The following is a 16,810-nucleotide window of genomic DNA, read 5'->3' as shown; positions in this document are numbered from 1 at the left end:
CCTTTCAGCGCAGTTCGCCTGCGGGGGCCGCAAAGCCGCGGCCGCGCTTGGCTTCGGGCGGAAGGGGCCGCAGCGTGGCCACCGTGAGCTGGTCGTCGCCGAAATACTTGGCGGCCACGGCCTGCACCTGCGCGGCCGTCACGGCCTGCAGCCGCGCGACGATGCGCTCGCTGGCGTCCAGCGGCAGGCCCTGCACCCAGTTGCTGCCGAGTTCGCGCGCCTGCGCCATCACGGAGTCGCGCTTGTAGGTTTCGCTGGCCACCCATTGGGTCTTGACGCGGGCGAGTTCGGCCTCGCCCACGCCGTCTTTCGCGACACGGGCCACCTGCGCACGCAGCGCGGCCTCGACCACCTCGGCGCTCTTGCCGGCGGCAGGCACGCCGTCGAGCACGAACAGCTGCGGACCGCGGCCGACAAAGCCCGAATAGGCGCCGGCCGAATCGGCCACGCGGTCGGGGCCTTGCGTGAGCGCGCGGTCCAGCCGCGCGCCGGCGTAGCCGTCGAGCACGGCCGACAGCACCACCAGCGCCCAGGCGTCGCTGTTGGCGTCGTCGATGCCGGCGAGCTGCGGCGCGCGGAAGGCCAGCGACACATAGGCCTGCTCGGCCGGGGCCTTGAACTCGATGCGGCGAACGCCGCGCTGCACCGGCTCCACGCGCGGCTTGCGCGCGGGCACGGCGCGCGCGGGAATGCGGCCGTAGTACTTGTCGGCCAGGGCGCGCACCTGCGCCACGTCGACGTCGCCGGCCACCACCAGCACGGCGTTGGCGGGCACGTACCAGCGCTTGTGGAAGTCGCGCACGTCCTCGGGCGTCATGGCGTCCAGGTCGCTCATCCAGCCGACCACCGGGCGGTGGTAGGGCGAGGCGATGAAGGTGGCGGCGTTCTGCTGCTCGCCGAGCAGCGCGCGCGGCTGGTCTTCGGTGCGCAGGCGGCGCTCTTCCTTGACCACCTCGATCTCGCGCTTGAACTCGTCGTCGGGCCACAGGTTGTTGGCGAAGCGGTCGGACTCCAGCTTCATCACCTGCTCCAGGCTGCCGACCGGAATCTGCTGGTAGTAGCCGGTGTAGTCGCGCGTGGTGAAGGCGTTTTCCTGGCCGCCCAGGGCCGCCACGCGGCGCGAGAACTCGCCGGGCTTGATGTCCTTGGTGCCCTTGAACATCATGTGTTCGAGCGCATGTGCCACACCGGAGGTGCCGTCGACCTCGTCCATGGAGCCGACGCGAACCCACACCATCTGCACCGCGGTGGGCGAGCGCCGGTCGGGCTGCACGATCAGCGTCATGCCGTTGGCCAGGGTGAATTGCTGCGGGCCCGGCGCGGCCGCGGTGGCGGTGGAAGCCGTGGAAGCCGTGGAAGGGGCGGTGGAGGAAACGGCGGGGGCCGAGGGAGATTGGGCCTGCGCAGGCATGGTCCACGACGCGAGGAGCGTCATTGCCAGCACCGCACCAGACGCAGCACGGCGTGGCGGGAGGTGTTTCATAGAATGGGTCCGATTGTAAAAAGCTCCTGATGTTCAGTTTCTTCAAGAAAAAACCGCCTGCCGAGACCCCCGACACACCGGCGCCCCCCTTGCCCGAGGCGCAGGACAGGCCGGCCGCGCCTGCCCCGCAGCCCGCGCCCACGCGCTCGGTGTTCTCGCCTTCGAGCTGGTTCGGCTCGAAGCCGGCGGCGGAAGAAGCGCCTGCGGTGGTGCCGCCTCCGCCTGCACCGCCGCCACTTTCACCTCCTCCAACTGCACCGCCGCCCCCTCCTGCGCCGGTGCTGCCTCCTGCACCCGCGCCTGCACCTTCTTTCTTCTCGCCCGCACCGCCCCCCGCGCCGGTCGCCGCACCGGTAACAGCCCCGCCCGCGGTGGCAGCACCTGTTGCGCCAGCCCCCACGCCGGCTTTCTTCGCGCCGCCTGCACCAACAGCCGCCCCGGCGCCCGTGGCCGCACCCGTCGCCGTGCCGGCTACGCCGCCTGTCGTTGCACCTGTTCCGGTACCTGTTCCGGTACCTGCGCCAACACCCCTGCCGGCCCCGATCCCGGCACCGGCCCCCGCGCCCGTTGTCGCCGCCGAGCGCAAGGGCTGGTTCGACAAGCTCAAGACCGGCCTGCGCAAGACCGGTACGGGCATTCAGGCCGTGTTCGTCAACGCGCAGATCGACGACGCGCTCTATGAAGAGCTCGAGTCGGCCCTGCTGATGGCCGACACCGGCGTGAAGGCCACCGAATTCCTGCTGGAAGACCTGCGCGGCCGCGTCAAGCGCCAGATGGCCACCAACGCCACCCAGGTGAAGGCGCTGCTGGCCGACGCCATCACCGACCTGCTCAAGCCGCTGGAAAAGTCGCTGGTCATCGGCGAGTTCACACCCACCGTGATCATGGTGGCCGGCGTCAACGGCGCGGGCAAGACGACCTCCATCGGCAAGCTCACCAAGCACCTGGCCACCGAAGGCGCCTCGGTTTTGCTGGCTGCGGCGGACACCTTCCGCGCGGCGGCACGCGAGCAGTTGCTGGTCTGGGCCGACCGCAACACGGTCGAGATCGTGAGCAACGAAGGCGGCGACCCGTCGGCCGTGAGCTTCGACGCGGTGAAGGCCGGCAAGGCACGCTGCAAGGACGTGGTGCTGGTCGACACCGCCGGGCGGCTGCCGACGCAGTTGCACCTGATGGACGAGCTCAAGAAGATCAAGCGCGTGGTCGCCAAGGCCGACGCCACCGCGCCGCACGAGGTGCTGCTGGTGATCGACGGCAACACCGGCCAGAACGCGCTGGCGCAGGTTCGGGCCTTCGACGAGACGCTGGGCCTCACCGGCCTGATCGTGACCAAGCTCGACGGCACCGCCAAGGGCGGCGTGCTGTGCGCCATTGCGCGCGAGCGGCCGATTCCGGTCTACTTCATTGGCGTAGGCGAGAAGCTGGAAGACCTCGAAACCTTCAACGCGCGCGAGTTCGCGCAGGCGCTGCTCGGCTGACGCAAGCAAGCCCCCCATGAAAAAACGGCCCCCGCTTGCGCTGGGGCCGTTTCTCTTTTCTTCTTCTCTCCCTTTCTCCCTGCCCCCGTTTTCTCTCGCTCCTGTGGCGAACGGATGGTCGTTCGCCCTTCTCTCTCTTTTCTCTTCTCTCTTTTTGGTCGGGAGCCGTACGGCCCTGGGTGCAGGGCAGGTCCGGTTCTCGAATACATCGAAGTTAAATGGCGCCAGACGCCCTCGCCAGTGCCAAAAGTCATGACATCTGCAGGCTATGGCATGCATCGGCGGCCAAGTTAATACCAACGGGCTCATTGAGCCGCCGCAGACCGCCAGCAGCTACCTGGCGACGGCAACCTCGGTCATCGCGCGCAGCAGCGCATCGGCGGCGACGGGCTTGAACAAGACCGGCACGCGCGACGCGCGCACACGCTGCAACCGGTCGGGCGAGGTTTCGCCCGTGATGAGCAGCAACGGCATCCCCGCGCCCTCGCGCTCGCCCTGGCTCAGGCGCAAGCCCGCATCGAGCCCGTCGGCGCCGTCGGCCAGCCGGTAGTCGCACAGCAGCAGGTCGAACGGACGGCCTTCCGCCCGCGCCCATTGCAGCGCCGCGGCGGCTGCCGCTTCGCTGCCCACGGCGTGCGCGTCGACGGCATGCGAGCGCAGCAGGCCGACCATGGCCTCGCGGATCTCCAGTTCGTCGTCCAGCAGCAGCACGCGCCCTGGCAGCGCCGGCCCGGACATGCCGCGCCAGGCGGGCGATGCCTCGGACGAAAACGCTGGCGCGCCCGGCGCCGGGTCCGCACCGGCCGTCGCGGCAACGCCCGGCAGCACCACGCGAAAGAACGTGCCCCGCCCCGGCCGCGACCGCATCTGCACCGGATGGCCGAGCAGCCGCGACAGCCGCTGCACGATCGACAGACCGATGCCCAGGCCCCGCGAACGGTCGCGCCCCGGGTTGTCGACCTGGTAGAACTCTTCGAAGATCCGGCTCGACTGCGCGGGCGCAATGCCGATGCCGCTGTCGCGCACTTCGATCCACACCGCGTCGCCCCGCGCGCGGGCCGTCACGGTCACGCCGCCGCGCGCGGTGTACTTCAGCGCGTTGTCCATCAGGTTGGACAGCATGCGGTGCAGCAGTTGCGGGTCGCTGTGCACCCACAGCCCGCTGGCCCGCACGCGCAGCTGCAGCTGCTTGTGCTCCGCGCGCGCGGCAAAGGTGTGGTTGAGCGGCAGGAACAACGCATCGAGCTGCACCGGTTGCAGCGCCGGCGTGATCACGCCGGCGTCGAGCCTGGAGATGTCGAGCATGGTGTCGAGCGAAGCGCCCAGCGCGTTCACCGCGCGCATCAGGCGCTCGGCGTTGCGGCGCTCGGGCCGGTCGCGCAGCTCGTTTTCGAGCGCGGCGCCAAACAGCGCAATGGCGTGCAGCGGCTGGCGCAGGTCGTGACTGGCGGTGCCCAGGAAGCGGGTCTTTTCTTCGCTGGCGCGCTCGGTGGCGGCAATCTGCTCGCCCAGCCGTGCGGCGAGCGCCTCGTTCTCGAATCGAAGCATCAGCGAGCCGGTCAGCAGCTTGTGCTGGCCCACGCCTGCATGCAGCGTCAGCAGCAGGTAGGCCGCGCCGGCCGCCGCCAAAAACAGGTGCAGGCCGTCGCCCTGCCAGGCCAGCGCGGTGATCATGCCCATCGACATCGGCATCGTGTAGCCGAACAGCGCCGGCTTCAGCGGCCACAGCGACTGCGCCGCCCGCGCGCAGCTGCCCACGATGACGGCCATCAGCAGCGACGTCATGGGCAGGTTGTCGTGCGGCACGATGAGCCAGGGCACCACCGCCGTGACCATGCTCAGCAGCGTGACCATGCGCGAGATCTTGCGCGCCCAGTAGCTGCTTTCGTGCGCGGGGCGCTCGGGCGTCCAGCGCGGCGTGCAGAGCACGTAAAGGTCGACGGCCAGGAGCGTGCCGGCCCAGAACAGCAAGCTCGGGTCTTTCAGGCGCGAATAGATGATGGCGCCGAACACGACCACGAAGACCATGTGGGTCAGCGTGGAGGCGATATAGGTGCTGTAGACCGAGGCAATGCTCTCGCGCAGCACCCGCTGGCCGAGCGCGTGGTCGGCCAAAGGGTCGCTCGGCGCCACGGTCGGTGCGCTCAAGTCAGTGCAGGGTGCTGATCAGCTGGGCGCGCGAACGCATGCCGAACAGCAGCAGCAGGGTGGAGACATGGTTCTTCACGGTACCTTCGCTCAAGCTGGCGAGCTGCGCGATTTCCTTGTTCGCCTTGCCTTCGAGCACCCACTGCAGCACCTGCATCTGGCGCGGCGTGAGTTCCTGCCAGGCGCTGGCATGCGCGAACTCGGCGTAGCCGGCAAGCGGCTTGGGCAGCGCCGCAGGCTGCGGTTCGGCTGCGCCGGGCGCCGAGGGATCGAGCAGGCCGCAGGCGCGAATGAAGCTCACCACCTCCTTCAGGTCGGCCGACTTGGGCAGGAACGCAGCGGCCCCCAGCGCGAGCACGCCCTGCGCCAAGGTGCTGTTGCCGGTGCCCGAAAGCACGACGATGCGCGCACCGGGAAACCGCAGGCGAAACTCGGCCAGGCCGCTCAAGCCGTGGGTGTCGGGCAGCGCCAGGTCGAGCAGCACAAGGCCGATGTCGGCCTGGTGCGCCTCGTACAGCGCCAGCGCGTCGGCGACGTTGCCGGCTTCGAACACCTCGATGCGCGCGCCCGACGAGGCGGTCTGGGCCTGGGCCTGCACCAGCGCACACACGCCCAGTCGCAGCAGGTCGTGGTCGTCCACCACGAGGATCGCCGTGGGAGCGCGAGCGGCCGGGCTGCTCTGCGCTGCCGGCAACAAGGGAGCGGGGGCAGAGTCGATGGGTTGCACGCGCCAATCTTAGCGGGGCCACATTGTGTTAACAGTGCAAAAAGTCATGGGACCCCAAGCGGCTGTAGTGCTTAATGCTACTTTATTGATAGCAATTTCGCATCGCTTGCGCGCTTGCCATCGCGCTTTTCTGTGGGCACCATTCGAATCCTTGCCGCACACCCGCACCGAACGGCACCCACGGAGACTTCGCATGACCCCCACCGTTGCCGCCCCGCTGGCACCGAGCGACCGCAAGGTCGACCGGCTGCTGGCCCACTACGAAGAGAGCCACCGCAACCCGACCAACGAGCTGATTCACTTCGTGGCCATCCCGGCCATCATGTTGAGCATCGTCGGGCTGCTGTTTTCGATTCACCCCTGGGTGGCCTATGGCTTCGTGAGCGCCAGCCTCGTCTACTACGCCTTGCTGCGCGCGCCCACCTTCCTGCTGACGATGGCAGTGCTGACCGTGCTGTCGCTGGCGCTGGTGCATGCGATGGGCGGCCTTGTATTGCCGATTTCAACCGCTATGTTTGTAGTGGCCTGGGTCTTTCAGTTCGTTGGCCACAAGATAGAACGCAAGAAGCCGTCGTTCTTCGAAGACATCCAGTATTTGTGGGTCGGCCCGCTGTTCGTGCTGTCCAGGCTTTTCCTAAAGCTGGGCATGCGCTGGTAGCCCTTGGCTATCCTGGCGATAGAAATTCAAGGGAACCCTTGGTTTAGCACTCCCTCTAACCGAGTGCTAATATGGCCTTTACTAAGGAGTTTCCCCTGATGACAACGCTGTCTGGAGTCTCTGCCAACCAGCTGGCCGTCGCCAATCCATGGTCGATGGTTCCCCCGCTGGGCAACCTGGATGCCTACATTTCGGCCGCCAATCGCCTGCCGCTGCTCACGCTCGAAGAAGAGCAGGGCTTTGCTCGCAAGCTGCGCGACCAGAACGACCTCGAATCCGCCGGCGCGCTCGTGCTGTCGCACCTGCGGCTCGTGGTTTCCATTTCCCGCCAATACCTGGGCTACGGGCTGCCGCACGGCGACCTGATCCAGGAAGGCAATGTCGGCCTCATGAAGGCTGTGAAGCGTTTCGACCCCGACCAGGGCGTGCGGCTCGTGAGCTACGCCATGCACTGGATCAAGGCCGAAATTCACGAGTACATCCTGAAGAACTGGCGCATGGTCAAGGTCGCGACGACCAAGGCCCAGCGCAAGCTGTTCTTCAATCTGCGCTCGATGAAGCAAAGCTTCAAGGCCGACTCGGCCGCGGCCGACAACGGCACGCACCGCGAAACGCTGAGCCCCGACGAGGTGTCGCAGATGGCGACCCGGCTCAACGTCAAGCCCGAGGAAGTGCTCGAGATGGAAACCCGCCTGTCGGGCGGCGACGTGATGCTCGATCCGGGCCCGACGGACGACGGTGACGAGGCCTTCGGCCCCATCGCCTACCTGGCCGACGCCACGCAGGAACCTACCGCCCTGCTCGAATCGCAGCAGCGCGACCGCCTGTCGAGCGACGGCATCGCCACCGCGCTCGAAGCGCTGGACGACCGCAGCCGCCGTATCGTCGAAGAGCGCTGGCTCAAGGTGAACGACGACGGCTCGGGCGGCATGACGCTGCACGACCTGGCCGCGGTGTACGGCGTGAGCGCCGAGCGCATTCGCCAGATCGAAGTCGCGGCCATGAAGAAGATGAAGAAGGCGCTCGCGGACTACGCGTAAGCCTGTCAGTGCTCAACAGAAAAAAGCCCGGCGTTGCCGGGCTTTTTTCATTTGGAGAGCGTTCGCAGCGCCCGCTTCGCGATGTAGCGGGTTTCGGGCACGTCCGATTGCGCCACCCACCGCGCGCACAGCGTGTCGACCCATTCACCCTGGCTCTTGCTCGCGTCGTTGAGCCAGTTGGCCACAGAGTTCTGCACATAGCGGCTCGGGTCGGCGCGCAGCGGCTCCAGCAGCGGCAGCGCACGCCACGGCTCTTTCTTCAGCGCGTCGATCTGCGCGCACCACACGCCGCGCGGGCGCGTGAGTTCGCTCGCAAAGCGTCGGATATTCGGATCAGGGTCGGCTACCCACGGCTGCAACAGCGCGAGTGCTTCGTCGAGCGACGCGATGGCCGCATCGCGCACCGCCATCCAGGCGATCTCGCGCACGCCGAAATGCGGGTCGGCGGCAAAACGACGCACGGCTTCCAGCTGCGCCGGCAGCGGCAGGCCCGACAGCGCGACCCACTGCGCCGCCCAGCAGCGCGCAACGTCGCTCGCATGCGTGGCCAGCCTGTGCGCGACGGCATCGCGCTCGCCATGCAGCGAAGCCAGGTCGTACAGCGCGCGCGCAATGTGGCCGTGCCGCTGCATCGGCTTGAAGGCGCTCAGCATGGCCAGCGTGTCGACCAGCCGTTCGCTCTGCGCATCGAGCCCGATGTGCCCCGCCACGCTGCGTGCCAGCTGCGGCAGTTCCAGCGCCATGAATTCGTTGAGGTTGACGGTTTCGAGCAGGCCGTCGTTAAGGGCGCGCAGCACCTCGGGCGGGATCAGCGCGATGCGAAATGCGCCCTTGCGCCCTTTCAGATGCCCGACCCCGGACGAGCCGGCCAGCGCCACCCCTGCGTCCATGTGACGCCCCGCCTCAGGCGGCCAGCAGCGTTTTCAGGTCCGCCACCATCGGCGCCACGCCCGCGCCATAGCGTGCGTACAGCCGCAGCCGGCCCTGCGTGTCATAGATGTAGCTGGCGGCCGAGTGGTCCATCGAGTAGCTCGTGGGCGTCTTGCCGTCGACCTTCTTGTAATAGACCTTGTAGTCCTTCGCGACCGCGGCGAGCTCGTCGGCCGTCGGGATCAGCGCGACAAAACTCGGGTCGAATGCGCCCATGTAGGCCTTCAGCACCTCGGGCGTGTCGCGCGCCGGATCGACCGTGAGAAACAGCACCTGCAGCTTGTCGCCGTCCTTGCCGAGCTGCTGCTTGACCTGCGCCATCTCGGTCATGGTGGTCGGGCAAACGTCGGGGCATTGCGCGTAGCCGAAGAACAGCACCACCACCTTGCCCATGAAGTCGGCCATGGTGCGGACCTTGCCGTCTGCGTCCTTCAGCGAGAAATTCTTGGCGTAGTCGGCGCCTGTGATGTCCACGGCATTGAAGTTCTGCTTGGTCTCGCCGCTGCAGGCCGAAAGGCCCAGGCCCAGGGCCGCGGTGGCGCCCACCCAGCCGGCGCTCGTGGCAATCAGCTTGAGGGCGTTGCGCTTGTTCATGGAAGTGGGGTTCAACGAAGGTAGTGGTCGATGAGCAGCGCCAGGAACAGCACGCTCAGGTGAATCAGCGAGAAGCGAAAGGTCTTGCGTGCCAGCGCGTCCGAGTAGTTGCGCCACAGCGCGAAGGCATAGCCGGTGAAGCCCACGCTCACCGCCACGGCCACCGCCAGGTACAGCCAGCCGCTCATGCCGTAGATGAAGGGCATCAGGCAGGCCGCGAAAAGAATGAAGGTGTACAGCAGCACCTGCAGCCGCGTGAATTCGTTGCCGTGCGTCACCGGCAGCATCGGCAGGCCGGCCTTGCGGTAGTCCTCCACGCGGTACAGCGCCAGCGCCCAGAAGTGCGGCGGCGTCCACAGAAAGATGATGAGGAAAAGAATCAGCGCCTCGGGGCCCACGTCGCCGGTCATGGCGGCCCAGCCCAGCACCGGCGGCATCGCGCCCGAGGCGCCGCCGATCACGATGTTCTGCGGCGTGAGCGGCTTCAGGATCACGGTGTAGACCACCGCATAGCCCACGAAAGTGGCAAAGGTGAGCCACATGGTGAGCGGATTGACCGTGAACCACAGCAGCACCGAACCCGAGGCGCACAGCAGCGAAGAAAAAGCCAGCGCCTGCATGTCGCTGAGCTGGCCGCGCGCCGTGGGGCGCCAGGCGGTGCGCTTCATCTTGGCGTCGATGCCCTTCTCGACCAGGCAATTGAACGCCGCCGCCGCACCGGCCACCAGCCAGATGCCGATGCAGGCCAGCACGGCGCGCTGCACGTCGGCCCACGACGGCAGGCCGGGCACGGCCAGCACCATGCCGATCAGCGCACAGAACACGATCAGCTGCACCACGCGCGGCTTGGTCAGCGCGTAGAACTGGCGCAGCACATTCGCGGTGCTGGTGTGCTGAACGGGGATCGGGGTGCTCATTGAAAAATCTTCACACTGCGCGCTGCGGCGTTCGCCTTGGGAACGCCCGGCGGCTCACGCGGTGGCCTTCCTTGGGTTGTTGTTGTGACCGGCTGCATTGTCGTTGGCAGGCGAGGTCTGGGCTGCGGCATTGCGGCGGCTCTCGCACAGGGCCCAGGTGAGCACCACGGCCAATGCCGCGGCGCCGCCGGTGTGCAGCACGGCCGCGGCCAGCGGCCAGCCGAGCAGCACATTGCCCAGGCCCGTGGCCAGCTGCAGCAGCGCCAGGCCTGCGAGCCAATGCGCTTGCGGGCGCAGCGCGCCGATGCGGCGCAGCCGCCATGCAAGCACGCCCAGCGCCACGAACACGGCATAGGCCATGAGCCGGTGCGCGTAATGAATGGCGGTGAGGGCCGAGAAATCGAGCGGCTGGCCTTCGCCGGTCACGCCCAGATGGCGCCAGATTTCGAAGCCTTGCGCGAAGTTCATCGCCGGCCACCAGCTGTTCTGGCAGGTCGGGAACTGCGTGCACGCCAGCACCGCGTAGTTGGTACTGACCCAGCCGCCCATCGCAATCTGCAGCACCAGCAGCGCCGTGGTCAACACGAGGCCGTTGCGCAGCGCGGGCGACACCGGCGTGGGCAGCCGCTGCGCCGCAGCCTGGCGGTAGTGCACGGCCTGGATGCACAGCAGCGCCAGCAGCACCACGGCGCCGAGCAGGTGCAGCGTGACGATGGCGGGGAACAACCTCCATGTGACGGTGAGCGCACCGAAGGCACCCTGCAGGCACACCCACACCAGGGTGAAGGCCGGCCACCAGGCGCTGAGCGTGGCGTGGTGATCCGCACCTTCGCCTTCTTTCGAGGACGGCGGCGGTGCGCGGCGCTGGCGGCGGCGCACGATCCAGGTCGCGCCCGCGAGCGTGAGAATGAGCACGCCAACGCCCGTGGCCAGGTAGCGGTGAACCATCTCGACCCAGGCCTTGCCGTGCGTGACGGGGCCGGTCGGCTGCGCGGCCTGCGCCATGGCGATTTCATGGCGCGCGCCAGCCGGGCTGGCGTTGCCGTAGCAACCGGGCCAGTCGGGGCAGCCCAGGCCCGAATCGGTCAGGCGCGTGAAGGCGCCGAACAGCGTGAGATCGAAAGTGAGAAACAGCGTGAGCACCGTCAGCGCATGCAGCCGGCGCGCCGGCCCGGCGCCCGCGTTGCGCCGCCACACCCACACCAGCGGGCCAAGCGCAATCAGCACGCCGGCGGCCATGAGCCAGACGATGGGCGTCAGGTCGTAGAGGGAGCTGGTGTCCATACGATCGGTCTCAGCGACCCGGTTCGTCCCACGAGGCCGAGGCACGCAGCAGGCGGTCGAGGTCGCGCTTGGCGCGCCCGGCGCCGGCCGCGTCCATGCGGGCAGGGAAACGCATCATCCAGTTGCCCATCGGGTCGACCACGTAGAGGTGTTCGGCCAGCGTGTGACCCGACACCGGCGCGAGCCACTTGGCCAGCTCGTCGGCGGGCACGCGCAGCACGGTGGCGCCGTGCAGGCCGTTGTCCAGACGCTCGGGCACGGGGGCAGCGTCGCTCACGAGCCAGACGCGGTCCATGCGGTCTTTCTCGCGGCCAAGGCTCTCGCGCAGCTGGCGCTGCAGATAGAGCTGCTGCTCGCACAGCGCATTGCATGCCGCGTCGGCCACGGCCACCAGCAGCCATTGGCCCTTGAGCGTGGCGAAGTCGACCGGCGCGCCGTTGCGGTCGGTGGCGATCAGCTTGGGCAGCTCGTGCTGCGGATCGATCAGCTCGCCATAGACGCTGCGGCCCTCGGGCCGGACCACGTAATAGGTGAAGTACGAGGCAATGACCGGCGCCGCGCACATCAGCATCACGGCAATCATCTTCCAGCGCCCGGAAAGCGTGCGACGGCCCTCCCCTTCGTCGAGCGCCTGGCTGGGCGACGGCATCGAATGCACCGTCAGGCCCAGGGGCTCGTCAGAAGCGGCCATTGCGTGCGCGTCGCCTTGAGCGGAGGAAGGGTGTGATGAATTGGAACCAGACATAGAGGATGACGACGAGGGCCGAGAGGCCGAACCACTGGAATGCGTAACCGTAGTGCCTTTCCAGGCCCAGCGCCGGGGCCGGCCAGTCGCGCTGCAGGCCCTCGGAGGATGCGCCGCTTTGCTGCAGCGACACGTCGGTGCGCAACGGCTGCTTGGTCTCGGCGCGGAAGGCCTCCAGGTCGAGATTTTGCCGGATGGGCGAATACCCTTCGACCGCCGGTGCCAGGGTGGCAGGTGCGGCCGGGGCCGAGGCCGCAGCAGCGGGTGCCGACGCGACGGGCGCCGCGGCCCCCAGCTCCAGCAGGTGGCTGGGCGGTGGCTCGATCAGGCCCGTGACCTCCACGATGCCGGCCGGCGTTTCGACCGCGCCCAGCTGCGTGCGGTCCACAAAATTGCGCTGGATCCAGCCGCGCTGCACCATCACCGTCTGCTCGGTGCCCTCCAGAGCGAAGGGCGTCAGCACGTAGAAGCCGGGCATGCCGTGCATCTGGCGGTTGTCGAGATAGATGGTCTGCGGCGTGAGCCACAGGCCGCGCAGGCGCACCGGGCGATGCAGCGCGTCGCTCGCCTTGTCCATGGCCAGAAACTCGGCCTGGCTCAGCGGCGGCTTGAGCTTCTGGGCGTCGATGCTGGCCTGGAGCGCTTCCTTCTGGGCGGCGCGCGAGAGTTGCCAGCGCCCGAGCGACACGGTGGCCGCCAAGGTCAGCACGGCGGCGAGGGTGATCACCCAGAAGCGGCCCGGGCGGCGCCGTTCTTCGGGGTACAGGGGTTCGGGAGTCACTGGAGTAGGCGAGGCCTGCGGCCGATAATGCGGGTCATGAATTATTTCGTCGCCCTGGTGTTCGTGGGCATCTTCGCGAGCCTCGCGTTTGCCCTGTACTTCATGCTGAAGGACGGGCGCGACGGGCGAGCCAAGAGCGGCGGCATGGCGCGCGCCCTCACCTTTCGGATCGGCCTGTCGGTGTTTTTGTTCCTCTGCATGCTGCTCGCCTGGAAACTCGGCTACATCCAGCCCACCGGACTCCCGCTCGGCAAGTAGGTGGTGCTCGTTCCACGAGAACCATGAAAAAGGCGCCTTCCGGCGCCTTTTTTGTGGAATGCCGCGGGGTTCGCTCAAAGCCAGTACACCAGCATGTAAAGGCCGAGCCAGACCACGTCCACAAAGTGCCAGTACCAGGCCGCGCCCTCAAAGCCGAAGTGGCGCTCCGGCGTGAAGTGGCCCTTCTGCAGGCGCAGCGTGATGAACAGCAGCATCAGCATGCCGATGAACACGTGCAGGCCGTGGAAGCCGGTCAGCATGAAGAAGGTCGAACCGTAGGTGCCCGAGCTGAGCTTGAGGTTCAGTTCGGTGTACAGATGGTGGTACTCGTAGCCCTGCACGCCCAGGAAGACGATGCCCAGCAGCACGGTGAGCCACATGAAGCGGATGGTCTGCGCACGGTGGCCGGCACGCAGTGCGTGGTGGGCAATGGTGAGCGTCACGCCCGAGGTCAGCAACAGCGCGGTGTTGATCGTGGGCAGCCAGAACGGGCCGACGGTCTCGAACGGCTCGACGATGCCGGCCGGCGAACCGGTGGCACCGGCGGCCATGCTGGGCCACACGGCCTTGAAGTCGGGCCAGAGAATGGCGTTGTCCAGGCTGCCGAGCGCGGGCAGCGAGTGGGTGCGGGCCCACCACAGCGCGGTGAAGAAGGCGCCGAAGAACATCACTTCCGAGAAGATGAACCAGCTCATGCTCCAACGGAACGACAGGTCGATCTTGTGGCCGTACTGGCCGCTCTCGCTCTCGGCGATGGCGGTGCGGAACCACACGAACAACGTACCAAGCCAGACCACCATGCCCACCAGCAGCGACCAGGCGCCCCATTCGTGGCCGTTGATCCACTGCGCGGCGCCCAGGATCACGAAGAACAGGCCGATCGCGGCCGAGACCGGATAGGCCGACGGTCCGGGCACGAAGTAGTAGGGCGTGGTGCCGTGGGTGGTTGAACTCATATCAGCTCCTGGCTTTCTTTCTTCTCTCGATTCAGGGAATTGCGCTTGTCGTGGGCGGTTTGCATCGTCGTCAGGCCGCGACCACATGGCGCACCAGCACCACCAGCCCGAGCACGAAAACGATCACTGCCACGAACGCCACCGCAATGATGTGCAGCGGGTTCAACTTGCCCAGGTCTTCCTGGTAGGCACTGTTCTTTCGCACGCCGAAAAACGACCACCCCACCGCCTTCACCGTGTCCCACAGCGAAGCCTTCGGCCGGGTCGAGGGATCGGTCACGAGCGCGGCTCATTGGCGGAGCTGGCAGCGGCGGCCACAGGCGCCATATTCGAAACGGCGGCCACAGGTGCCGCAGGCGTCTTGCCGCCCACCTCGAAGAAGGTGTACGACAGCGTGATGGTCTTCACGTCCTTCGAAATCTTGGGGTCGATCACAAACGCGACCGGCCACTGCTTCTTCTCGCCCGCCTCCAGCGTGTACTGGTTGAAGCAGAAGCACTCCAGTTTGTTGAAGTACGGCGCGGCCTGCTGCGGCGCGTAGCTGGGAATGGCCTGCGCGGCCATGCGGCGGTTCTGCACGTTCTGAAACTCGTACATCACCGTGTTGAGCTGGCCCGGGTGCACCTGCAGCGTGCGCTCCGCGGGCTTGAAGTCCCACAGGCCGCCGCGCACGTTGGAGTCGAACTCCACCGTGATGGTGCGGGTCATGTCGACCTGCGTGTTGTCGGGCACGCGCACGTTCTTGCCACCACTGGCACCGCCCGGCACCTCGAGCTCCGACAGCGCGAGGATGTTGATGCCCGTCATTTCGCAGATGGCGCGGTACATCGGCACCAGCGCATAGCCGAAGGCGAACATGCCGCAGGCCACGACGGCCAGCTTGCCGACCATGCGGACATTGGCCTTGCGAATGCGTTGACCGAGGCTCATGCGCGTGCTCCCGTTCGTTGCGTGCGTGGAGAGGTGTTCACTGGCGGTTCAGCTGAGGCTCAGCGGCCGCTGAACCAGACCATGCGAACGATGAAGCCGACGAAGAACACCACCGCAATGGAGGCCAGCGTGAGCCCCATGCGGCGGTTGTTGCGTTTCTGTTCGGGTGTCATCGTGCGGGTTGTACTGGGGGCAAAGCGATCAACCGATCACCCTGGAGGCGGTCGCGTCGAGCTTGGGCGGGGTCTCGAAGGTGTGGAACGGGGCCGGCGACGGCACTTCCCACTCCAGGCCTTCAGCGCCTTCCCATGGCTTTTGCGTGGCCTTCTCGCCCTTGCCGCGCATGGTGGGCAGCACCACGAACAGGAAGAAGTACACCTGGGCAAAACCGAAGAAAAACGCACCGACGGACGCTACCGCGTTGAAGTCGGCAAACTGCATCGGGTAGTCGGCATAGCGGCGCGGCATGCCCGCCAGGCCCAGGAAGTGCATCGGGAAGAAGGTCACGTTGAACGAGATCAGCGACCACCAGAAGTGCACCTTGCCGCGCGTTTCGTTGTACATCACGCCGGTCCACTTGGGCACCCAGTAGTAGAAGCCCGAGAACATCGCAAACAGCGAGCCGGCCACCAGCACATAGTGGAAGTGGGCCACCACGTAGTAGGTGTCCTGCAGCTGCGTGTCGATCGGCGCGATCGCAAGGATCAGCCCGGTGAAGCCGCCCATCGTGAACACGAAGATGAAGCCGACCGCAAACAGCATGGGCGTCTCGAAAGTCATCGAGCCCTGCCACATCGTCGCGATCCAGTTGAAGATCTTCACGGCCGTGGGCACGGCGATCAGCATGGTCGCGTACATGAAGAACAGCTGGCCCGTGAGCGGCATGCCGGTCGTGAACATGTGGTGCGCCCACACGATGAACGACAGGATGGCGATCGACGAGGTGGCGTACACCATCGACGCGTAGCCGAACAGGCGCTTGCGGGCAAAGGCCGGCACCACCTGGCTGATGATGCCGAAGGCCGGCAAGATCATGATGTAGACCTCGGGGTGGCCGAAGAACCAGAAGATGTGCTGGTACATCACCGGGTCGCCGCCGCCGGCGGGGTTGAAGAAGCTGGTGCCGAAGTGGCGGTCGGTCAGCGTCATGGTGATGGCGCCTGCGAGCACGGGCATCACGGCAATCAGCAGGTACGCGGTGATGAGCCAGGTCCAGCAGAACATCGGCATCTTCATCAGCGTCATGCCGGGGGCGCGCATGTTCAGGATGGTGACGATGATGTTGATCGAACCCATGATCGACGAGGCGCCCATGATGTGCATCGCAAAGATGCCGGCGTCCATCGACGGGCCCATCTGCAGCGTGAGCGGTGCGTACAGCGTCCAGCCGGCCGCAGGTGCGCCGCCGGGCATGAAGAACGAACCCACCAGCATCAGCGCCGCCGGAATCAGCAGCCAGAAGCTGAAGTTGTTCATGCGCGCGAACGCCATGTCGGAGGCGCCCACCTGCAGCGGAATCATCCAGTTCGCGAAGCCCACGAAGGCCGGCATGATGGCGCCGAACACCATGATCAGCCCGTGCATGGTGGTGAACTGGTTGAACAGCTCGGGGTTCACCAGTTGCAGGCCGGGCTGGAACAGCTCGGCGCGAATCAGCAGCGCCAGCACGCCGCCCACCATCAGCATGGTGAAGCTGAACAGCAGGTAGAGCGTGCCGATGTCCTTGTGGTTGGTCGCGAACACCCAGCGGCGCCAGCCGGTGGGCGCCCCGTGATGCTCGTCGTGGCCGTCGTGTGCATGGCCATCGTGTGCGTGGTCGCCAGGGGCGTGACCGTGGGGGTCGAGGACTGCGCTCATGTCGTTGTTCCTTGCAATTTCTTC

The 16,810-nt window shown here is 66.9% G+C and carries 18 protein-coding genes; 4 read left to right on the top strand and 14 right to left on the bottom strand.

Translation table 11 applies throughout. The features are described 5' to 3' along the window. Positions 1–4: 4 nt before the first annotated feature. The gene (locus VLK31_RS29560; protein WP_409172050.1) at positions 5–1,435 is read right to left on the bottom strand and encodes a M16 family metallopeptidase; all 1,431 of its coding nucleotides are present in this window, start codon (positions 1,433–1,435) and stop codon (positions 5–7) included. A 77-nt stretch (positions 1,436–1,512) separates the two neighbouring features. Here VLK31_RS29560 and ftsY point away from each other — a divergent pair, with 77 nt between their 5' ends. Then, positions 1,513–2,961, top strand: a complete 1,449-nt coding sequence (gene ftsY, locus VLK31_RS29555) for a signal recognition particle-docking protein FtsY (protein WP_409172049.1) — start codon at positions 1,513–1,515, stop codon at positions 2,959–2,961. A 333-nt stretch (positions 2,962–3,294) separates the two neighbouring features. Here the strand turns inward: ftsY and VLK31_RS29550 are convergent, their stop codons facing one another. Next, the gene (locus VLK31_RS29550) at positions 3,295–5,109 is read right to left on the bottom strand and encodes an ATP-binding protein (RefSeq protein WP_409172048.1); all 1,815 of its coding nucleotides are present in this window, start codon (positions 5,107–5,109) and stop codon (positions 3,295–3,297) included. 1 nt (position 5,110) lies between these two features. Beyond that, positions 5,111–5,836 (bottom strand): LuxR C-terminal-related transcriptional regulator, encoded by a 726-nt coding sequence (locus VLK31_RS29545; RefSeq protein WP_409172047.1) that lies wholly within the window; start codon positions 5,834–5,836, stop codon positions 5,111–5,113. A 193-nt stretch (positions 5,837–6,029) separates the two neighbouring features. Between VLK31_RS29545 and VLK31_RS29540 the strand changes: the two genes are divergently transcribed. Both VLK31_RS29540 and rpoH read left to right on the top strand, forming a co-directional pair. Further along, entirely contained in the window at positions 6,030–6,494 is a 465-nt protein-coding gene (locus tag VLK31_RS29540; RefSeq protein ID WP_409172046.1) for a DUF962 domain-containing protein, read from the top strand. A gap of 98 nt (positions 6,495–6,592) precedes the next feature. Continuing rightward, positions 6,593–7,534: an RNA polymerase sigma factor RpoH gene (rpoH, locus tag VLK31_RS29535; RefSeq protein ID WP_409172045.1), complete on the top strand. Its 942-nt coding sequence runs from the start codon at positions 6,593–6,595 to the stop codon at positions 7,532–7,534. A 47-nt stretch (positions 7,535–7,581) separates the two neighbouring features. On the opposite strand, the gene VLK31_RS29530 is transcribed toward rpoH, so the two are convergent. Genes VLK31_RS29530 through VLK31_RS29505 form a run of 6 tightly spaced genes read right to left on the bottom strand, consistent with a single transcriptional unit; the run spans position 7,582 to position 12,785 of the window. After that, complete coding sequence (locus VLK31_RS29530) at positions 7,582–8,424, bottom strand: DNA alkylation repair protein (protein WP_409172044.1); 843 nt, start codon at positions 8,422–8,424, stop codon at positions 7,582–7,584. 13 nt (positions 8,425–8,437) lie between these two features. Beyond that, positions 8,438–9,058: an SCO family protein gene (locus VLK31_RS29525; protein ID WP_409172043.1), complete on the bottom strand. Its 621-nt coding sequence runs from the start codon at positions 9,056–9,058 to the stop codon at positions 8,438–8,440. An 11-nt stretch (positions 9,059–9,069) separates the two neighbouring features. Next, positions 9,070–9,975 carry a heme o synthase gene (gene cyoE, locus VLK31_RS29520; RefSeq protein ID WP_409172042.1) on the bottom strand — a complete coding sequence of 302 codons (906 nt, stop codon included), beginning with the start codon at positions 9,973–9,975 and terminating at the stop codon, positions 9,070–9,072. A 54-nt stretch (positions 9,976–10,029) separates the two neighbouring features. Next, entirely contained in the window at positions 10,030–11,259 is a 1,230-nt protein-coding gene (locus tag VLK31_RS29515) for a COX15/CtaA family protein (protein ID WP_409172041.1), read from the bottom strand. A 10-nt stretch (positions 11,260–11,269) separates the two neighbouring features. Then, positions 11,270–11,950, bottom strand: coding sequence for an SCO family protein (locus VLK31_RS29510; RefSeq protein ID WP_409172040.1), 681 nt, complete (start codon positions 11,948–11,950; stop codon positions 11,270–11,272). Continuing rightward, the gene (locus VLK31_RS29505) at positions 11,937–12,785 is read right to left on the bottom strand and encodes an SURF1 family protein (protein ID WP_409172039.1); all 849 of its coding nucleotides are present in this window, start codon (positions 12,783–12,785) and stop codon (positions 11,937–11,939) included. Before VLK31_RS29505 ends, VLK31_RS29510 begins: the two co-directional genes overlap by 14 nt. A 27-nt stretch (positions 12,786–12,812) precedes the next feature. On the opposite strand from VLK31_RS29505, the gene VLK31_RS29500 reads away from it, so the two are divergent. Then, positions 12,813–13,043: a twin transmembrane helix small protein gene (locus VLK31_RS29500; RefSeq protein ID WP_409172038.1), complete on the top strand. Its 231-nt coding sequence runs from the start codon at positions 12,813–12,815 to the stop codon at positions 13,041–13,043. Positions 13,044–13,117: 74 nt separating this feature from the next. On the opposite strand, the gene VLK31_RS29495 is transcribed toward VLK31_RS29500, so the two are convergent. The 5 genes from VLK31_RS29495 to ctaD form a co-directional block, all read right to left on the bottom strand. After that, on the bottom strand, positions 13,118–13,999 hold the full coding sequence (locus VLK31_RS29495) for a cytochrome c oxidase subunit 3 (RefSeq protein ID WP_409172037.1): 882 nt from the start codon (positions 13,997–13,999) through the stop codon (positions 13,118–13,120). Positions 14,000–14,069: 70 nt separating this feature from the next. Continuing rightward, a complete protein-coding gene (locus tag VLK31_RS29490; protein WP_409172036.1) occupies positions 14,070–14,279 on the bottom strand; it encodes a DUF2970 domain-containing protein in 210 nt (69 codons plus the stop codon). Then, positions 14,276–14,929: a cytochrome c oxidase assembly protein gene (locus tag VLK31_RS29485; RefSeq protein ID WP_409172035.1), complete on the bottom strand. Its 654-nt coding sequence runs from the start codon at positions 14,927–14,929 to the stop codon at positions 14,276–14,278. Before VLK31_RS29485 ends, VLK31_RS29490 begins: the two co-directional genes overlap by 4 nt. A gap of 59 nt (positions 14,930–14,988) precedes the next feature. After that, a complete protein-coding gene (locus VLK31_RS29480) occupies positions 14,989–15,102 on the bottom strand; it encodes a cytochrome oxidase small assembly protein (RefSeq protein ID WP_286516058.1) in 114 nt (37 codons plus the stop codon). A 28-nt stretch (positions 15,103–15,130) separates the two neighbouring features. Then, on the bottom strand, positions 15,131–16,786 hold the full coding sequence (gene ctaD, locus VLK31_RS29475; RefSeq protein ID WP_409172034.1) for a cytochrome c oxidase subunit I: 1,656 nt from the start codon (positions 16,784–16,786) through the stop codon (positions 15,131–15,133). Positions 16,787–16,810: the final 24 nt, after the last annotated feature.

Origin of the sequence: Variovorax sp. H27-G14 (assembly GCF_046156345.1) — a bacterium.
Taxonomy (GTDB): domain Bacteria; phylum Pseudomonadota; class Gammaproteobacteria; order Burkholderiales; family Burkholderiaceae_C; genus Variovorax.
This window is presented reverse-complemented; position numbering and strand designations above follow the sequence as displayed.